Here is a 14232-nt window from a genome sequence, read left to right as displayed (position 1 = left end):
GCTGACTTCGGACGTAATCCGCGCTATTCGAGCTGTGAATGATGAGATTTATTCCTTGCTCCCGTTCTGTGCCGCAGACGCGGTTTCCCGTATTCTTTCTTCTTTGCGCACAGCCCGTCGTTCCATGGCCTCTCTGTTGCGCCTATGGTCCACCCCGGTCTCAAGGACCAGCGGTGGCACCGGGGAAGGTTTGCCGTTTTCCCCCATGGCGACAAATGTAAGATAGGCAGAGTTGGTATGCCTTATCTCACCTGTTAAAAGATTTTCAGCTTCAACACGGACTCCGATTTCCATGGATGTCCTGCCGACCATATTTACGTTTGCATGAAGGTTGATGAGTTCCCCCACATAAGCAGGACGAAGGAAATTCATGCGGTCGATGGATGCGGTGACCACCGGCTTGCGCGCATGGCGCATGGCACAGGTGGCGGCGACCAGATCCAATTGTTTCAGCAGCACTCCTCCGTGCAGATTTCCTGCCGGGTTGGTGTCTTGCGGCAGTACCCTGTAGGTCATTAAGGTTCTGCTCTCGCTGATTCTTTTAGGTTTCATAGTGGCAACCCTGATCCATGTAGTTCGTTGCTGTTGTCTTTTTGTAATACAAAAGTATACTTTTTAGTATTACAGTGATAAAATCTATTTGATTTTACCATACTCGACTCTGGCTTCCCATATCATTTTTGCAATTCTCTTTCCCAAATCCAATTGCCTTGTCTTGATCAGGGCTTCCGCTGCTTCACGGTTGCCTTCTTGTTTAAGCAAAGTGGCAGACTCCAGGTCTCTGAGATAGTTCTCAAATTCCCGGATCAGCTTGGAAAGATTGAGAGTTTCCAGCTCAAGGGGGACTCGTACTGATTTAACTTTTCTGCTCATTTCGCCTGTTTTACCTGTTGTGTTTGAAACGGATCTTACCTTTTAAAAGACAAATGTCAATACATTTGTAATACAAAACAAAACTAAATAATATATATAATGAACTCAAAAACAAATGACTAATGAATATAATAAATAATCATAATGAAATACAAATGTAATACAAATATAATCAAAAAAATATCAATTAGTAATTAAGTCAGAAAAAAAGGTGGTTGGAAATTGTTTGAAGGCGGTTTTGAGCTGGCTAAAGGCTATTCAAACTTAAATGAGCAGACTTCCGGGGAGGTGGCGGTGATGAAAGCTGGGAAAAGGATCAGTGCGCATGCAGGGTGATAAAATAAAGGAGAGAATAAGCCGCAAACAATCGTAGTAGTGAGCAGGCTTCCGAGCATGACGGAAGGAAAGCGCTTGTATAGTGCGGTTCCTGCTGCAGCAATGGCACAAAAGCCTCCAAGTCCCCATGAGCAGAGCAGGTGGAGCCAGAATGGGGGAAGGTGAAAAACGTAGATTCCGGATCCAGTCCAGACCTGTTGCTGGCCATGCCAAATTGTCCACAGTGATGCCGGGACATTGAGAGGTAAAGGGACAGTCAGGGGAAATCCGGTCAGCAGGAGTTCGGGGTTATTGGCAAATAGCTCTAAAATGGAGAACCACAACCAGTATGAGGGCAGGTCCTGCCTATTTATGAAGGTCATTTCCTGTACTTGCAGGGAAAGGTAGCCGAATAGAAGCATGCAGAGTACCAGTAGAAATTTTTTCAAACCGCCCTTAGACCCGAAAATGAACATTATCAGGATTGCGGCAAAGATTATGTCGCGTCCGAGGGTACAGAATATTCCAGCAAGGACTAGGTATCTGGTAAATGTGTTCTCCCCTGAATTATGCAGGGTTGCGCAAAATCCTACCAGAAGGATCGGACCGCAGATGCTTGATGTTCCGAGAAGGGAAGGCATAGCCGGATCATGAAATATAAAAAAACGGAGAATGAATTCTGCGCATATAAGCAGGGCCAGCCAGCTTGACCAGAAAGAAATCTGTTTGGTGGTGGGCGGGGGAAACAGGCTTAGCCAGAGAGCAGATACCAGTAAAAAGATAAGAGGTTTGGCCTCCATGAGCAGAGGTAATTGTTCAAGCAGCGGATGAGTGTATCCTGAAAAATACTTGAAGGAAATCCATGTAATGAGCATGGCCGGGATTCCGGCCCTAAACCAGAGCGGAGCAGTACTCTCATTGTTTCCACGAAGCATCTCAAGAATAAGTCCCAGTACAGCCAATCCGGTGGCGAATGTCTCTGCCAGATTCGCGGGAGCAGCATATCCACTCAGGCTGAAGGCTGCAATGGTCAAAGGCAGTCCCAGACTGAACAGTGCAAGAGGGATTTCCGAAGCTGTGAGGGCTTTATTCTCTGAAGTCATTGGTGTTTGTGTTACATGGATATTTTCAGGATTAGAAGGCCCCGGTTAAAAAAAGTGTAAATTATCAATGTTTGCTGAATCTGAAGATCAGCCGGTTGAGGTAATTAAATGGGAACGCCACCGGTTTAGGGATTCTTTTGCGTTTTACCAGTAGAACATCGAGCACATGGGCCGTAGGATATTTGTAGCCAAGGAAATTAACGCAGCCCGCACAATAGGTGACCATGGGTACTCCGGTCCTTTGAGCTTCGTTAATCCGTTTTCGAGCCCAGTTGTCAGCGTAGCTTTTCTTGTGGAAATTGGTCGCGCCCCCTTCACCGCAGCAAAGTGTCTTAGTGCCGTTATGGCGCATTTCCACTACTCTGATCCCTACGGATTTAAGCAAGGTGCGCACTGTCGTGTGCATATCGGTCTCATTGCGGGTAACGCAGGGATCGTGGACAGTCACTTCTTTGATATTGGAACGGACAGGGATAAATTTAGAAACTTTCAGTCTTTTATATATAGAGACAATTTCCAGTTTGGAATTAAATTCCTTGAAAGTTCTGTGGCAGTTCGGGCAGGCGGTCAGAATTTTTTTGACTCCTTTGCGCTCCAACCTATGGATCAGTCCGGCAAGAGATTCTTCATGCCTGCTCTTGAGCCCCAGCATTTTGGATGGCTTGGAACAGCAGTTCAGAACAAGTCCCATGGTCGGCTCTTCCCGTTTGATTATCTTGTATGCGATCCGGGTCGCATCCGGGTGCATTGCCGGAAGGGTGCAGCCCGGGAAGAAGACGGTTCTGCAGTTCTCAGGGATAAATTCCCCCTTGAACGGAAAACGTTGCCCCAGCTTTTCGTAATTCAGGAGCGGATCGTATTTGTCCAGACGGAAAATGGCATTTGCCTGCGCATGGTTGCGCAGTTCCTTGAACATGCGGTCCGGCTCAGCTGCGACAGGACATACCGCTGAGCAAAGTCCGCAGGTGGAGCAGGCATAGGAGCGTATTGCCACCGTGTCGGCGTCTTCCTCAGAGGAAAGAGCCCGCAAGGCGATGGATACAGGGGAGCCGCTTTCAGCCAGAAAGCGGCACTTGGTCATACACTTACCGCAATCAATGCATTCATCAGCAACGAGTTGCAGTTCTTTTTTTAGTTGTTCTGATACAGGCATAGGCGCACTTATGAAGACTCCGGCCTACAGCAACTGGCACCCCCATATTTTCACCCTCTTGTTGACGTATTCAGTGCATTTCCCTTTGATACGCACTTTTACGCCCGGCTTTAGGTTGCTGACTACCGGAATCTGGTCTTCGGTAAAATGACATATGACTTCGGCGGTAAAATTTGAAATTCCTTTGAGTCCTACATGCAGATCGCCGAAACCTTTGGTAGAAACATCTACTATTTCGCCGGAAACTTCAATGACTTCATTCTGATATTTGCCACTGGCCATGGTGTTGTTCTCTACAAAATCAATGTAGAGCTTGTATGATCCCACATGGAGCTTGGATTGAGTCAGTTTGACCTCGTTGGCGATGCGCGCATGCCATGCCCCGAGAGTTTCTTTTTGGTGGGGGGCGACATTCTGGTGGGCTGTGGGACCTGAATTAAGGTTTTTCTGCAGGTCTACCCGGTTATTCAGTTGGCCGGTTGAATCATAGACATCGGCAACAACTTTACCTTCATTTGAAATATATATTTTTGATCTTAGTCTTCCCATGGGGTCAACAAGATGAAATTCTTCCGCCTTGACGATGTTGGGCATCGTTTGTCTCCTTGAGTTGCATGGATAGGGTTATGTAATATTATGCAATTAAACGGTTCATTGCTTGAAAAAGCAAGAAATATTGTAAGCAAATTTTTATGGATGTACGATAAGTGTTTGTCATTTTCCAAAAAGTTGATATGAGTCTTCACTTGACTTGGACAGATAAAAGCTTTAACAGACAACCCCTTTCTTTACGCAATCAGCATCAATCGAGAAAAGGTGGAGCTTTTGAGGTTTTTGCGCGTAAAAATGCTTAGCCGGCGGAGTAAGAGAATTGTTTGACAGCCTATCAGATAGACTTTCCGAAGCCTTTAAAAATTTCAAAGGGCAGGGACGGTTGGATGAAAAGAACATCCAGGCCGGACTGCGCGAAGTGCGCCTTGCCCTTCTCGAAGCGGACGTAAACTACAAGGTCGTTAAAGACTTTGTGGAAAAGGTAAAGGAGCGCGCTCTCGGGCAGGAGGTCCAGAAATCCCTTTCTCCCGGACAGCAGGTAATCAAAGTCGTTAACGATGAGCTTACTGAGCTGCTCGGCGGTGAGCAGGAAGGACTGCAGCTCGCTAAGGGCAAGCTTTCCAAAATTATGATGGTCGGCCTTCAGGGTTCCGGTAAGACCACTTCTTCCGCCAAGATTGCCTTGTATCTGCGGCGCAAGAAGTTCAAGCCCTACCTTGTCCCTGCCGACGTCTACCGTCCCGCTGCGATTGACCAGCTTCATGTGCTGGCCAAACAGCTGGATATGCCGGCCTACCCGTCCACTACGGAAATGAACCCCGTGGACATCTGCCGTGACGCTATGGTCAAGGCTGAAGAGGCCGGTTGTGATGTTCTGCTTTTTGATACAGCCGGACGACTGCATATTGATGAGCCTCTGATGGAAGAACTTGCCTCCATCAAGGCTGAATGCTCTCCGGATGAAATCCTTTTCGTGGCGGACGCAATGACAGGGCAGGACGCTGTCAATGTTGCCTCCACATTTGACGACAAACTTGATGTTACCGGTGTCGTCCTTACCAAAATGGATGGTGATGCCCGAGGCGGTGCGGCGCTCTCCATCAAATCCGTTACCGGTAAGTCCGTTAAGTTTGTCGGTGTGGGTGAAAAGCTTTCCGAGCTTGAACTCTTCTACCCGGACAGGGCCGCTTCAAGAATTCTCGGTATGGGGGATGTACTTTCCCTGATCGAGAAAGCCCAGTCTGTGATGGAAGAGGGAGAGGCTGAAAAGCTGACCGAGAAATTCCGCAAGGCCGAATTCGACCTTGAGGACTTCCGCACCCAGATGCGCAGAATGAAGAAGATCGGTTCCATGGGTTCGATCATGAAAATGATCCCCGGCCTCGGCGGGCTGACTAAACAGCTCGGCGATATGGAGATTCCGGATAAGGAACTGAACAGGATAGAAGCCATCATCTCGTCCATGACCATGCATGAACGCAGGCAGCCAAAGCTTATCAATCCCAGCCGCAGGCAGAGGATTGCTAAGGGTTCCGGCGTCAAGCTGGAAGAGGTCAATCAGATGCTCAAGAACTTTGAGCAGATGAGCAAGATGATGAAGAAAATGATGGGTGGCAAAGGTGGAAAGGGCAAAATGCCCAAGATGCCGAATCTGCCCGGAATGCCCGGACTTGGTGGCGGTGCAGGAATGCCGGGAATGCCCGGTATGGAAGGGTTGGAAGGTATGGAAGGAATGGGCGGAATGCCTCAGCCATCCAAGGCCAAGAGTAAGAAGACCCTTCAGGCCCGCAAAAAGAAAAAGCTTAATAAGCAAACTCGCAAGAAAAAGAAGAAATAGTTTTTTGTGGGCATTTGCTTGCAATTTATTAACGAACCACTTAATTTAAGATTATATGGGGGAAAGTAGACAATGGCTATTAAACTTAGACTGACCCGTATGGGCTCCAAAAAACGCCCTTTTTACAGAATCGTAGCAATCAACAGCGAAACCAGACGTGACGGTCGTCCTTTGGACTTCTGCGGTTACTACAACCCTATGGTTGAGCCTGTTGAAGTTAAAATTGACAAGGAAAAAGTAGAGAAGTGGCTTGAGAGAGGCGCTGAGCCTAGCGATACCGTTAAATCTCTCCTCAAAGCAAATTCCTAGGGTTCGTATCTCACCAGGTTCGAATTCTTCTTCACTACTCACGGTACACACTCGAAATCAGAAGCGGAGGTTGTTGGCATGTTGAAGGATTTAGTAGAATACATCGCGAAATCGCTTGTTGACAATCCGGATGAAGTAGTTGTCACCGAGATCGAAGGGGAGCAGACTTCCGTAATCGAACTCAAGGTCGCTAAAGAAGACCTCGGTAAGGTTATCGGTAAGCAGGGACGCACCGCGCGTGCCATGAGAACCCTGCTCGGTGCTGCATCAACCAAGGTGAGAAAACGCTCTGTTCTGGAAATTCTGGAATAAGAGCCCTCGAACCAGACCATAACGGCAGGCTGCTATGGAAATGCTTGTAGTTGCCGAGGTGGTCAAACCACATGGTCTCAAGGGGGAAGTTTGCATCGAATCTCATGCGGACTCCCCTTTTCTCTTCGACGAGGTCCCCTGTCTGTATCTGGCTAAGAAAGGACAGAAGCCCCGTCGTTTTGTCGTGCGCTCTTCACGTAAACACAAAGGGCGCGTGCTTTTGACCTTCAAGGGTGTTGAAGACCGTGATCAGGCCGAAAACCTGCGCGGTATGGAAATCCTTGTGCGTGAGGCTGATCTTCCCGAATCCGGGGATGACGAAGTTTACATGTACGAACTTGAAGGTATGAGCGTCGAACTTGAAGACGGGACCGTGGTTGGAACCATTTCGAACTTTATTCTTGCCCCCGGGCAGGAAACATGGGTGATCTCTTCTGCAGAGGGTAAGGAAATTCTTTTTCCCGCTGTTGAAGAATTTGTTTTGTCTGTTGATCTGGACACGGAGAAGGTTGTTGTGGACCCGCCCGAAGGGCTGCTCGACATCTACCTGACCGAGGCCGGTAAGAAAGATAACGGGAAGAAAAAGAAATAGGTCAGAGTGCCGCTTTTTTAAATTCCAAGGCTGGAACATTAGTGAAATTTAATCTGGTTACACTCTTTCCGGAATTTTTTGATTCCCCGCTGTCGCACGGACTCATGGGTAAAGGCGTTGAAAAGGGCATAGTCTCTTTTAACAGGATCGATCCCCGCGAGTTTACAACAGACCGTCATAAATCTGTTGACGACCGCCCCTACGGCGGCGGGCCGGGCATGGTCATGTTTATTGATCCCATTGCCAAGGCCCTCGACACCGTAGGTATAAAGCCTTCCATGGAAGGTGGTTGCCCCAAGGGTATAAGGCTGATTATGCTTTCGCCCAAAGGCAAGCCGCTGACCCAGAAGATGGCGGTTGAGCTTTCCAAGGAAGAGGAGCTGACCCTCGTCTGCGGAAGGTATGAGGGCATTGATGCCCGCTTTGAAGAAATTTTTCCCGTTGAAACAATCTCTGTAGGGGATTTCGTGCTCAACGGGGGCGAAGCCGGGGCCATGTGTCTTATTGAGGCTGTCGCCCGCCTACTGCCGGATTTTATGGGGCATTCCGAGTCCGGTACGGAGGAGAGCTTCTCTTCCGGTCTTCTGGAGTATCCGCACTATACCCGTCCCCCGGAATTTGACGGGCATGCTGTGCCGGAAGTACTCTCCTCAGGCAACCATGCTCTGATCGAAGAATGGAGGAGAAAAAAGTCTCTGGATGAGACCTTGGATGCCCGGCCGGAGCTTTTGGCCGAAGCAGAGGGGTTAAAAAAAGATGATGTGCGTTATTTGCGCACAATACCCCGAAAACGTTTGGGAAAAAATCTTTATTTGACCCTTGTGCACTATCCGGTGCTAAATAAATTTGGAGAAAAGGCCGCTGTTTCTTTGACAAACCTCGATATTCACGATATGTCCCGCGTTTCCCGCTCTTACTCAATTAGCGGATTTTTTGCGGTGACTCCAATCGAGGATCAGAAGAAATTGGCCGAGAGGATTATTTCTCACTGGACCTCGGGACCGGGAAGCAAGTTCAACCCGGATCGCGCTGCAGCTTTTTCCAAAGTAGGAGTAAAAGATTCCCTGCAAGATGTGGTGGAGCATATTGAGTCGGGAACGGGTAAGAAACCGATACTGGTGACCACCAGCGCGCGGGGCGCAGGCAGCACGACCATGAACAGGGTTCGTGAGATGCTGCAGGATAATCCCGTACTGTTGGTTTTCGGTACCGGACACGGGTTGGCTCCCGAAATTCTGGACATGGCAGAAGGCAGCTTACGGCCTATCAGGTTCATGGACGGATACAACCATCTATCAGTAAGAAGTGCGGTGGCGATCACGGTCGACAGGCTGTTGGGAGACGCCTGGTAGATCCGCCTTCGGGTGCCGCAAAAGAATTTATATAAGGAGTAGCGACATGAGCAACGTAATTGCAAAGATCGAACGCGAACAGATGCGTATTGATATGCCCGCTTTCAAAGCTGGCGACACTGTAAAGGTACACCTGCGTATTATCGAAGGTGAAAAGGAACGTATCCAGGTTTTCCAGGGTGCTGTTCTGCGTTACCGTAGAGGTACCACCAACTCCACCTTCACCGTCCGCAAAATTTCTGACGGTATCGGCGTTGAGCGTGTTTTCCCCGTACACTCCCCCTACATCGAGCGTGTAGAGGTAGTTGCTGAGGGTAAAGTACGCCGCAGCCGCATCTACTACCTGCGTGGCCTTAAAGGTAAGGCTGCACGTATCAAGTCCAAACAGGCTTGGTAGGCCACGAAGCATTATGCTTCGCGGTTATGCCCGTAAGGACTTACAGTCCGCTACGGGTGCGCAAAATAGTGTTGAAAACCGTCATTCCCGGACTGGATCAGTTCGGGTATGGCGGTTTTTTACTTTTTAAAGGGTCGGAGTCTGTTTGTGTCTGAAAATTTATTGCCTGGTTTTGAAACTGAGAAACTCATAACAGCAGGAATTGACGAAGCAGGGCGGGGGTGTCTCGCTGGTCCTGTAGTTGCCGGAGCGGTTATTCTGCCTGAAGAATACGATCTGCCGGGACTGACTGATTCCAAGAAGCTGGATGAGGCTGCGCGGGATCGTCTGGCGGTTGAGATCAAGAAACAGGCTGTCTGCTGGGCGCTTGGTGTGAGCCGGTCGCAGGTAGTGGATCAGATTAATATCCTGCAGGCTACATTTCGGGCTATGGGGCGTTCTGTTCTACATCTGAAGGTCAGGCCTCAACTGCTTATGGTCGACGGCAATAAGACCATTCCTGTTCCGTATTTGAATGGTGTGGCAGGATTCAGGCAGGAAGCTGTGGTCAAGGGAGATTTGAAGATCCCGGCGATTTCTGCAGCATCCATTTTGGCCAAAACTTTTCGTGATAAGCTGATGGTTCAGCTGGCGAAGCGGTATGCAGCCTATGGATTTGAAATTCATAAGGGCTACGGGACCAAGGTGCATCTGGATGCCCTTAAGGAACACGGCCCTTGTGCCGTGCACCGTATGACCTTTAAGGGCGTGCTGCCTGAGAAGAAGAAAGTCAGGCAGGAGAGCATGTGTCTCCCCGGCATTTAGATTTCGGTCAGGCGGGCGAAGATTACGCGGCCCGTTTTCTGGAAAATCGCGGATATTACCTGCGCCAGCGTAATTGGCGTTGGAAGCAGTGGGAACTGGATATTATCTGTGAGAAGGGCGACGAACTGATTTTTGTGGAAGTTAAGACCAGAGCCGGACGCAGCACGCAATCCGGCATAGAGGCGGTGACTCCGGCCAAGCGCAAGAAGCTGGTCAAGGCCGCGACCCGCTACCTTTCGGCATTTGATCTTTGGGAGAGACCCTGCCGATTTGATCTGGTTATTGTGAATGATGACGGAACCGGCTTTAGAGCGGAACATATAGAAAATGCATTCGACCTCACCGACTTTATGGGTGGTGGCAACACCGCTTGGCAACCTTGGTGATATCACCGAGCGGGCCAGAAAGGTATTGGCCTCTGCCGACCTGATCTTTGCGGAAGATACCCGCCGCACCGGCAAATTGCTCCAGTCGCTGGACATTAACGGCAAGAGCTTTGTCAGCCTGCATGAGCACAACGAAGAAAAGCGGATCAAGAAAGTGCTGGCCCACTTTGATGAGGGCAATGATGCGGCGCTTGTTTCTGATGCCGGAACCCCGCTCATGAGCGATCCCGGTTACCGGGTGGTCAGGGCCTGCCGCGAACATGGCGTGCGTGTCGTTCCCGTTCCCGGTCCCAGCGCTCCGGTAACAGCTCTTTCGGGCTGCGGCCTGCCTCCGTATCCATTCTCTTTTCTCGGCTTTCTGCCACGCAAAGACGGGCAGATGCGCAAGCTTTTTGAAGTCTATGGCCAGACCGGGGCTACAATTGTATTTTTTGAGCGTAAATCCCGTTTGCGCGAAACCATGCATCTGGCTTATGAAAGTTTAGGTAACCGAGAATTTGCCATCTGCCGTGAGCTTACCAAGGATTATGAGGAATTCATCAACGGCAATCTTGAAGATTGGGAAGATGTCTCTGAAGAGCTGCGCGGTGAAATTACCGTGGTTATCGGTCCTCCGGTGAACGAAGGTCCGGCATCCGAAGAAGATATCCTCAGAATGATCGATAAAGAGATGGAATCCGGTGATAAGCCTAAAGTTATCGCAAGACGCATTGCTGAAAAGGTCGAAGGCTGGACAGCTAAAGCGGTCTATGAAAAGGTAACTGAAAGAAAAAAGAGCAGTTAGCAGGATTGTTGCTTAGAATGGAAAAGATTGCAGGGAAAAAAAAATTAGGTCCGGCTTTTGCCAGATGCTTTCTGCGTTCTTATTTTGCGGGAGCGGGATTCAATACCCGCGGCTTGCAGAATATAGGCTTTTCCTATGCCATGCAGCCCGGGCTTGAGGCCATTTATGATGATCCCTCAGATCTTGCCAAGGCCCGAAAACGCTACGTGAAACATTACAATTCGCATCCTTTCTGGGCCCCGCTTCTGGTCGCGATTTTTCTGTCCGTTGAAGTGCAGATCAGAGACGGACGATTTCCCGTTGAATTGCTGGATAAGCTGAAGAATACGACCAGCTACACCCTTTCAGCCATTGGTGATTCGGTTTTTTCCGGTAGCGGGCTGATTTTCTGGGCCTTGGCGACTGTGAACATGTTACTGGCTGGTCATCATCTGCAGGCTATGCTACTCGGTGTAGTGTTGTTTGTAGGCCTGCAAGTGTTTAAGCTGTTCACGTTCTGGTCCGGGATAAATAAGGGTCTGGGATTTTTGGATGAATTGAGAAAATGGGACTTGATCAACTGGGGAGAGCGGCTTAAATTCGCCAACGGTTTCCTTGTCTTGCTGATCTGGTTTCAACTTTGGCCCCGACCGTTGTTCGCATATGACTGGTTCGGGGGAACTGCAGTGCTCGGTGTGTTGGGCTGGCTGGTTGCCACCGGAAAAATAGCCCGTGAAATAGTGGCTGTTCTGGTAGTGGTTGTCGGACTTATTACATTACATATGCTGTGATTTTTTCTTTTGAAGAAATAAGATATAAGGATTAATAACAAATGACTGAAGAGAGTGTGCTTCGCGAAGAGACCCCGGCTGGAGGGGAGGCGCTTGTCCGGACAGTGGTTGTAAGCAACCAGTTGGGGCTGCATGCCCGTCCGGCGGCAAAACTTGCGCAGGAAGCCCAGAATTATGAAGCGGACATTATGGTTGTCTGCGAATCTCAGGAAGTCGATGCCAAGAGTATTCTTGATGTGCTCACTTTGGCAGCCGTTCAGGGAAGTGTCCTTGAATTGCGGGCTGACGGTGCTGATGCCCAAGCCGCCCTTGATAGCCTTGAGAGCCTTTTTAAAAACAGATTCGGCGAGGAAAAGTAAGTGGCCAGAGCGGTCGTCAACGGAATTTCCGTATCAACAGGTATAGCCATCGGTAAGGCTTTCTTTCTTAACCGCAGTATCTCCTCCAGACTGCCTAGGCAGACTGTGCCCATGCATATGGTTGAGGGTGAGACCGTGCGGATGAAGAAAGGGTTCAGTGATGCAGTGGAAGAGCTCGCCGCAGTGCGCGCAAAGGTCCCCGAAGAGCTGAAGGAACACCAGTTGATCATCGATTCCCACCTGATGATGCTCAAGGACCCCAAACTGCAATCCTCGGCCCTTAAATATATCGATGAACTCAAGATCAACGCCGAATGGGCTTTGGACAAGGCCGTTAATGACCTTGAAAAAGCTTTTGGAGCACTTGAGGATGTCTACATCCGTGAACGCATGCAGGACGTGCGTCAGGTGGCATTGCGGGTACAGGCCAAGCTTATCGGCGGTGAAGCCAATCTGCGTCCGGTTGAGGGACGTGTGGTGCTCATGGCCCATGACCTGACCCCGGCTGATACCATCGAGCTTGAAGTGAACAAGCTCATGGCATTTGTGACCACCCTGGGCGGTAAAACTTCCCATACCGGGATTCTGGCCCGAACCCTGAATATCCCGGCCCTTGTGGGCGCGGCGGAGTTGGAAAATTCTGTCGTTGACGGTGATTTGGTCATCATTGACGGTCTGGCCGGAAAGGTGCTGGTTGATCCTTCAGACGAAGAGCTGGAGCATTATTATACTCTGGAAACCCAGTTTGATGATTACCAGCGGACAATTATTCGCGGTTGCCAGCTTCCGGCTGAAACCGAAGACGGCTACAGAGTCCATGTCAACGCGAACATAGAACTTTTCGAGGAAGTAGCGGCTGTAATCGACAACGGCGGCGAGGGGATCGGCCTTTTCAGGACCGAGTACGCCTACCTCAACCGAACCGATCTGCCCACTGAGGACGAACTGGCCGAAAAGTATTCCGAGCTTGCGGCGATCATGTCTCCGCGCCCGGTAACCCTGCGTACCCTCGACCTCGGTTCAGACAAGTTCATGACCCATTTCGGGTCACTGGATGAGGCTAACCCGGCTCTTGGTCTGCGGGCCATGCGTTTCTGCCTCAAGCATCAGGAACTTTTCAGGATTCAGTTGCGGGCTATGCTCAGGGCCAGTGTGCATGGCAATGTTTCGATGATGTTTCCCATGATTTGCGGGTTGAAGGAAGTTCTGCAGGCCAAGTCTGCCCTTGCCCGTGCGCAGCAGGAGTTGCGTGAAGAGGGTGTCCCTTTTGATGAAGATATGCCCATAGGGGTTATGATCGAGCTTCCGGCAGCAGTTATGATTGCCGAGATTCTGGCTCAGGAAGTGGATTTTTTCAGTATCGGCACCAATGACCTGATTCAGTACAGTCTTGGTATTGACCGCACCAACCCGCATGTCTCCTATCTTTATCAGCCGCTGCATCCGGCTGTGGTGCGTTCTATCAAGTACGTGGTCGATGCCGGACATCGGGCCGGTATCGGGGTCAGCCTCTGCGGTGAAGTTGCTTCCGATCCTTACTGTGTCCCCATTCTCATGGGCATGCAGATCGACAGCCTGAGCCTTACCCCGCAGGCCATTCCCGGCATCAAACGCATTCTACGTCAGCTGAATATGCAGGAATGCAAGCAGCTGCTCAAAGATGTACTCGGATGCCGTACTGTAAGTAGAATCAACCGTCTTGTTACGGAAAATATTTATCAAAAATATCCGGAAGAGCTGACCTTTTTTGCGTCCCTTCTGGATAATGAAGAGATCACAGGTTAATCAGAAATCATGGCTAAGAAGAAAAAGAAGAGCCCGTCTTCCATTGCGCTCAATAAACAGGCCCGCCGTAACTACGAATTCGTTGAAACACTTGAAGCCGGATTGGTTCTCAAGGGAACCGAAGTCAAGTCACTGCGTCAGGGCTTGGTAAGTTTCATGGATGGCTATATTAATTTCAAGGAAGGTGAAGCATGGCTGGTGGGTGTTCATATCGCTCCATACGACCATGCCGGATACACCCAGCATGAGCCGGATCGTCCGCGTAAGCTGTTGCTTCATGCGCGTGAAATAGAGAAACTGCAGAGCAGGGTTGAGCAGAAAGGCTTGACCGTTGTTCCGGTCAAACTGTACTTCTCAAAAGGTAAGATCAAGCTTGAGATTGCCCTTGCCAAGGGACGTAATGTCCATAACCGCAAGGAAGAGCTCAAGCGCAGGGATATAGCAAGAGATACGGCCCGTCAGCTGGCTAATTACTAGCCGGCCAACGAGCCGTAAAAAGTTCTCATCCACCCCTTGCCGGTGGGTGGAGAAAGCATGATAAGGGTATAG

At 49.8% G+C, this 14232-nt stretch carries 18 protein-coding genes; 13 read left to right on the top strand and 5 right to left on the bottom strand.

What is annotated here, in order from left to right:
- Positions 1-48: 48 nt before the first annotated feature.
- The 5 genes from ACKU40_RS14590 to ACKU40_RS14570 all read right to left on the bottom strand — a co-directional run bounded on the left by ACKU40_RS14590 (position 49) and on the right by ACKU40_RS14570 (position 4038).
- Positions 49-552 carry an acyl-CoA thioesterase gene (locus tag ACKU40_RS14590; protein ID WP_320173526.1) on the bottom strand — a complete coding sequence of 168 codons (504 nt, stop codon included), beginning with the start codon at positions 550-552 and terminating at the stop codon, positions 49-51.
- A gap of 84 nt (positions 553-636) precedes the next feature.
- Positions 637-873 carry a hypothetical protein gene (locus ACKU40_RS14585; protein ID WP_012765786.1) on the bottom strand — a complete coding sequence of 79 codons (237 nt, stop codon included), beginning with the start codon at positions 871-873 and terminating at the stop codon, positions 637-639.
- A 254-nt stretch (positions 874-1127) separates the two neighbouring features.
- Positions 1128-2291: a hypothetical protein gene (locus ACKU40_RS14580; RefSeq protein ID WP_320173525.1), complete on the bottom strand. Its 1164-nt coding sequence runs from the start codon at positions 2289-2291 to the stop codon at positions 1128-1130.
- Between the two features lie 64 nt (positions 2292-2355).
- A complete protein-coding gene (locus ACKU40_RS14575) occupies positions 2356-3444 on the bottom strand; it encodes a (Fe-S)-binding protein (RefSeq protein WP_320173524.1) in 1089 nt (362 codons plus the stop codon).
- 24 nt (positions 3445-3468) lie between these two features.
- Entirely contained in the window at positions 3469-4038 is a 570-nt protein-coding gene (locus ACKU40_RS14570; protein WP_320173523.1) for an OB-fold protein, read from the bottom strand.
- A 277-nt stretch (positions 4039-4315) separates the two neighbouring features.
- Here ACKU40_RS14570 and ffh point away from each other — a divergent pair, with 277 nt between their 5' ends.
- The 13 genes from ffh to smpB all read left to right on the top strand — a co-directional run bounded on the left by ffh (position 4316) and on the right by smpB (position 14160).
- Positions 4316-5833, top strand: coding sequence for a signal recognition particle protein (gene ffh / locus ACKU40_RS14565; RefSeq protein WP_320173522.1), 1518 nt, complete (start codon positions 4316-4318; stop codon positions 5831-5833).
- 72 nt (positions 5834-5905) lie between these two features.
- On the top strand, positions 5906-6142 hold the full coding sequence (gene rpsP / locus ACKU40_RS14560) for a 30S ribosomal protein S16 (protein WP_012765791.1): 237 nt from the start codon (positions 5906-5908) through the stop codon (positions 6140-6142).
- Between the two features lie 78 nt (positions 6143-6220).
- Positions 6221-6454 (top strand): KH domain-containing protein, encoded by a 234-nt coding sequence (locus ACKU40_RS14555; protein WP_012765792.1) that lies wholly within the window; start codon positions 6221-6223, stop codon positions 6452-6454.
- Between the two features lie 34 nt (positions 6455-6488).
- A complete protein-coding gene (rimM, locus tag ACKU40_RS14550; protein WP_320173521.1) occupies positions 6489-7046 on the top strand; it encodes a ribosome maturation factor RimM in 558 nt (185 codons plus the stop codon).
- A 41-nt stretch (positions 7047-7087) separates the two neighbouring features.
- On the top strand, positions 7088-8398 hold the full coding sequence (gene trmD, locus ACKU40_RS14545; RefSeq protein WP_320173520.1) for a tRNA (guanosine(37)-N1)-methyltransferase TrmD: 1311 nt from the start codon (positions 7088-7090) through the stop codon (positions 8396-8398).
- 46 nt (positions 8399-8444) lie between these two features.
- Entirely contained in the window at positions 8445-8795 is a 351-nt protein-coding gene (gene rplS, locus ACKU40_RS14540) for a 50S ribosomal protein L19 (RefSeq protein ID WP_320173519.1), read from the top strand.
- Positions 8796-8942: 147 nt separating this feature from the next.
- Complete coding sequence (locus tag ACKU40_RS14535) at positions 8943-9599, top strand: ribonuclease HII (protein WP_320173518.1); 657 nt, start codon at positions 8943-8945, stop codon at positions 9597-9599.
- The gene (locus ACKU40_RS14530; RefSeq protein WP_320173517.1) at positions 9581-9985 is read left to right on the top strand and encodes a YraN family protein; all 405 of its coding nucleotides are present in this window, start codon (positions 9581-9583) and stop codon (positions 9983-9985) included. Before ACKU40_RS14535 ends, ACKU40_RS14530 begins: the two co-directional genes overlap by 19 nt.
- A complete protein-coding gene (gene rsmI, locus ACKU40_RS14525) occupies positions 9927-10769 on the top strand; it encodes a 16S rRNA (cytidine(1402)-2'-O)-methyltransferase (RefSeq protein WP_320173516.1) in 843 nt (280 codons plus the stop codon). Before ACKU40_RS14530 ends, rsmI begins: the two co-directional genes overlap by 59 nt.
- 17 nt (positions 10770-10786) lie before the next feature.
- Entirely contained in the window at positions 10787-11539 is a 753-nt protein-coding gene (locus ACKU40_RS14520) for a PTS system mannose/fructose/sorbose family transporter subunit IID (RefSeq protein WP_320173515.1), read from the top strand.
- A gap of 41 nt (positions 11540-11580) precedes the next feature.
- Positions 11581-11898 carry an HPr family phosphocarrier protein gene (locus ACKU40_RS14515; RefSeq protein ID WP_320173514.1) on the top strand — a complete coding sequence of 106 codons (318 nt, stop codon included), beginning with the start codon at positions 11581-11583 and terminating at the stop codon, positions 11896-11898.
- Positions 11899-13683, top strand: coding sequence for a phosphoenolpyruvate--protein phosphotransferase (gene ptsP, locus ACKU40_RS14510; RefSeq protein WP_320173513.1), 1785 nt, complete (start codon positions 11899-11901; stop codon positions 13681-13683).
- 9 nt (positions 13684-13692) lie between these two features.
- On the top strand, positions 13693-14160 hold the full coding sequence (gene smpB, locus ACKU40_RS14505) for an SsrA-binding protein SmpB (RefSeq protein ID WP_320173512.1): 468 nt from the start codon (positions 13693-13695) through the stop codon (positions 14158-14160).
- The last annotated feature ends 72 nt before the right edge of the window (positions 14161-14232 follow it).

Source organism: Maridesulfovibrio sp., from assembly GCF_963666665.1.
Lineage (GTDB): Bacteria > Desulfobacterota > Desulfovibrionia > Desulfovibrionales > Desulfovibrionaceae > Maridesulfovibrio.
Note: the sequence above shows the minus strand (reverse complement) of the source record. Positions and strands in the feature narration are given on the sequence as shown.